4 protein-coding genes are annotated in these 4,474 nt (G+C 65.0%); all 4 read left to right on the top strand.

The window, feature by feature from the left end; all coding sequences use genetic code 11:
• Positions 1-128: 128 nt before the first annotated feature.
• A complete protein-coding gene (locus VFL64_RS07320; protein ID WP_489539717.1) occupies positions 129-1,460 on the top strand; it encodes an endo-1,4-beta-xylanase in 1,332 nt (443 codons plus the stop codon).
• Positions 1,461-1,485: 25 nt separating this feature from the next.
• Positions 1,486-3,003, top strand: coding sequence for a non-reducing end alpha-L-arabinofuranosidase family hydrolase (locus VFL64_RS07315; protein ID WP_489539716.1), 1,518 nt, complete (start codon positions 1,486-1,488; stop codon positions 3,001-3,003).
• Between the two features lie 556 nt (positions 3,004-3,559).
• Positions 3,560-3,727, top strand: a complete 168-nt coding sequence (locus tag VFL64_RS07310) for a hypothetical protein (protein ID WP_489539715.1) — start codon at positions 3,560-3,562, stop codon at positions 3,725-3,727.
• 615 nt (positions 3,728-4,342) lie between these two features.
• Positions 4,343-4,474: LysR family transcriptional regulator (locus tag VFL64_RS07305; RefSeq protein WP_489539718.1), on the top strand; the 132-nt coding region annotated here is incomplete at its 3' end.

Here is a 4,474-nt window from a genome sequence, read left to right as displayed (position 1 = left end):
CACAGGCGAGGCCGCGGATCTTGTACGAACGAGGGGCAAGCAAGCACCAATCGCACACTTCAGGCGCTTCATCGACGATCGCTCGCCCACCTCGGCCGCCCCGGCCGGTACAGCACAGGAGCGCGACCATGAGCACCCCCCTTGTCTTCCAGGCGCTGCATCGCGCCATCGTCTGCACCAGCGCGGCCCTGGGTCTGCTCGTTGCGAGCGGTCTCGCGCAGGCGCAGCTCGCCACGGGCAAGCCCAAGTTCCTGGGCAACATCATCGCCAGCAGCGTGCCCTCGAACTTCAGCGCCTACTGGAACCAGGTCACACCCGAGAACGCGGGCAAGTGGGGCTCGGTGGAAGCCACGCGCAACCAGATGAACTGGGGCCCGCTCGACACCGCCTACAACTACGCGCGAGCCAACGGCTTCCCGTTCAAGCAGCACACCTTCGTGTGGGGCGCGCAGGAGCCGGGCTGGATCGGCTCGCTCAGCGCCTCGCAGCAGGCGTATGAAGTGGAAGAGTTCATCCGCCTCTACTGCCAGCGCTACCCGCAGACGCAGTACATCGACGTCGTCAACGAACCGATCAGCCAGCCCGCCACCTACCGCAATGCGCTGGGCGGCGCAGGCTCCACGGGCTGGGACTGGATCGTCTGGTCGTTCCAGAAGGCGCGCCAGCACTGCCCCACGGCCAAGCTGCTGATCAACGAGTACGGGATCATCAACGACGCCACCAAGCTCAACCGCTACAAGGGCATCGTCAACATCCTCAAGGCCCGCGGGCTGGTGGATGGCGTGGGCATCCAGTCGCACTACTTCAGCATGGACAACCTCAGCGCCGCCACGATGAAGGCCAACCTCGACTCGCTGGCGCAGGCGGGCGTGCCCATCTTCGTGTCGGAGCTCGACATGACCGGCGACGACTCGACCCAGCTCGCGCGCTACCAGCGGCTCTTCCCCGGCCTGTGGACGCACCCCGGCGTGGCCCACGTGACACTGTGGGGCTACATCGAGGGCCAGACCTGGGTCGACAACTCGCACCTCGTGCGCCGCGACGGCAGCGAGCGCCCGGCGATGACCTGGCTGAAGAACTACGTGCGCACCACCACCATCGGCGGCGGTGGCGACAGCGGCACCCCCAAGACCATCGTCGTGCGGGCCCGCGGCACCACCGGGCAGGAGAGCGTGACCCTGCGCATCGGCGGCACCGCCGTGCGCACCTGGACGCTCAGCACCACCATGACGAACTACACCATCACGACCACGCTGTCGGGCGGCTCGCTGGTCGAGTTCACCAACGACGCGACCGGCCGTGATGTGCAGGTCGACTACCTGAGCGTGAACGGCAGCCTGCGCCAGGCCGAGGCCCAGACCTACAACACCGGCGTCTACCAGAACGGCAGCTGCGGCGGGGGCAGCGGGCGCAGCGAATGGCTGCACTGCAACGGCGCCATCGGCTTCGGCGATCTGTGAACGCTTCCGCGGCGAAAGGCACCTCATGAACACCCTGACACTTCGCGCGCGCCGCATGATCTCGGCGCTGGTCTTCGCCGCGGGCGCGGCGCTGCTGCTGGGCCCGGCCGACGCAGCCGTCACCATCGACACCAACGCCTGGTACGTGCTCGTCAATGCCAACAGCGGCAAGGCGCTCGACCTCTACAACTGGGTCACCGCCGACGGCGCCGAGTTCCGCCAGTGGACGCGGGCCGATGGCAACAACCAGCAGTTCCAGTTCGTCAGTTCGGGCAATGGCTACTACCGGCTGAAGAACCGCCACTCCGGCAAGGTGGTGGGCGTGGCCAACGCGTCGACCGCCAACGGCGCGGCGATCAACCAGTACACCGACCAGAACCTGGCCAGCCAGCAGTTCCGCCTGACCGGCAGCGACAACAGCGCGGTACGCCTGGTCAACGCCAACTCGGGCAAGGCGCTCGACGTGGTGGGCGGGTCCACCGCCGATGGCGGCGACATCCAGCAGTACACCGACTGGGCCGGTGCCAACCAAACCTGGGCGCTGGTGCCGGTCACCACGACCACGCCGCCGCCGACCGGCACGGTGAAGCTGCCCACGAGCTTCCGCTGGAGCTCGAGCGCGGCACTGATGGTGGCCAAGCCCTCGTCGCAGTTCCCCGAGGTGGCCATCAAGGACCCGACCGTCGTCTACCACGGCGGACGCTGGCATGTGTTCTCGACACAGGCCAAGGGCAACGGCTGGGGGCTCGAATACCGCTCGTTCACCGACTGGGCCAACGCCGGCTCGGCCAACCCCTACTTCCTCGACTCGACCCGCATCGGCGCGGGCTACCGGGCCGCGCCCTTCGTGTTCTTCCACACGCCTTCGCAGCTCTGGTACCTGGTGTTCCAGAACGGCAACGCCGCCTACTCCACCAACCCCGACATCAACAACCCCGGCGGCTGGAGCGCGGTGAAGACCTTCTACAGCAGCGTGCCGAGCAACATCCAGTCGGACATCAACGCCGGCGCCAACTGGCTCGACTTCGCCGTCGCCTGCGACACCGTCAACTGCCACCTCTTCTCGGCCGGCGACAACGGCAAGATCTACCGCTCGCAGACGACGCTCGCGAACTTCCCCAACGGCTTCGGCAGCACGGTGGTGGCCTTGCAAGACTCGAACCGCAACAACCTCTTCGAGGCCCCGCAGGTCTACAAGGTGCGCGAGACGGGGCAGTACCTGATGATCGTCGAGGCCATCGGCAGCAGCGGGCGCTACTTCCGCTCGTTCACGTCCAACAGCCTGAGCGGCCCGTGGACGACGCTCGCCGCCACCGAAAGCAACCCCTTCGCGGGCGATGCGAACGTGAGCTTCCCCACCGGCAAATGGAGCCAGGGCATCAGCCACGGCGAGATCCTGCGCAGCGGCCACGACCAGAACCTGGAGATCAGCGCCTGCAACATGCGCATGCTCTACCAAGGCCTCGCGCCGGGGGCGAGCGGCAGCTACGACCGGCTGCCGTACAAGTTGGGCCTGCTGACGCAGACCAACTCGCCCTGCTGAGCCGCACACGCCGCCAGAAATGACGCAGGCGCTCCAAGGAGCGCCTGCGGGTCCGGCTGCGAAGCCGAAGACTATGTTCGGGGAGACGCCCCGGACCGAGAGGATGTAGACACGATCACCTCCTTTCGCAGTGGATGGAAGCCCGAGGGTAAACGCTGTGCGGCTGTTGTGGGCTTTTTCTTTGCGGAGGGGTTTGCTTGGTCACTCCGGAAGCGCCCAGTCCACTGGTCACCATGAAGGTGGCGTCGGAGACGGAATGGCTCGGCAGGTGGTTCGGAGTGAGTCCTGTCGGGCGACGAGTCCAGACTGAACTGAGACGTTCGCACCATGCGATCCAGTTGACTGCTGATTGGCACACCGGGCATTCACATCTCACTGTGTTAACCGACTGCAGCAGCCACAAGAGCAGACGCTCGACGGCGGTGCGAAAGGGGACCGCCTGCCAGTCTGGTTCGTTAATGCGGCTCAGCGGACCGACCCAACAATCGCAGTTTCGGAGAAGCGGTGGCTGGAGGCCGAACGTATAAACGAGTCTCTTCAAATGAAAGGAGATTCCATGAAGCAAGGTGTGGGAGTGATTGCCACCTGTTGCGACGCGTACGACGCGACGCACGCAGCAGGCGTGAAGTTCGCTCAGAAGCTGATCGGTCGCTACGGCGCCGACTATGGCGGCTTCAGCGACGCCTCGGGCAACCGCCGGAAGATGATCCAGGCAAAGGACTGATGGGGTTGTTATGAACTGGACACACTGGATCAGACAGAGCCACAGATGGCTGTCAATCATCTTCACGCTCACCGTCATTGCCAACTTCGTGGTGCGGACGAAAGGCGAGCCCCCCGCATGGGTCACCTACTCACCGCTGCCACCTTTGTTCTTGATGCTGTTCAGCGGGCTGTACATGTTTGTCTTGCCCTATATCGAGCGACGCAGCGTTGAGGCAAGGCCGACGCAGGAGAGAAGTTCGAGTGGCCTACCCTGAAGCGGTCAGTCGCCCATCGCAGGTGGTGGCCGGGAGTGTGAGGCCCTCACAGCGTCAGGAGCTGACGATCAATCTGAGTGGAAGCATTCCAAAGTTCGCTAACGGTTTACGTCCCGAACAAGCAGTCCCGGCCAGGAGCAGCCGTGCAGCGCGCGTACCGCGTTTTTATTTCTGGTCAACCCGCGGGGCTTTCCAGATCGGTACAGAGCTGGCGCGTCGGCGCGCCCAGACTTCCTTCGGGCCATTGAGCTGAGGATCGGCGCCCCACGCGCGAAAGCTTGAATCGCGTGCAGCATGCGCAGCGCGTGAGTGGCGCCACTTTTGAGCACAATGTGACCCATCCTTGAATCTAGCCTCGCATGGATGATCTGAACGACCTGTACCTGTTTGCCCGCGTCGTCGAGGCGGGCGGCTTTTCTGCCGGGGAGCGCCGGACGGGTATCCCGAAGTCGCGGTTAAGCCGGCGCATCGCGGTCCTGGAAGCTCAGCTC

It is taken from the genome of Rhizobacter sp. (genome assembly GCF_035702065.1).
GTDB lineage: Bacteria > Pseudomonadota > Gammaproteobacteria > Burkholderiales > Burkholderiaceae_C > Rhizobacter.
Note: the sequence above shows the minus strand (reverse complement) of the source record. Positions and strands in the feature narration are given on the sequence as shown.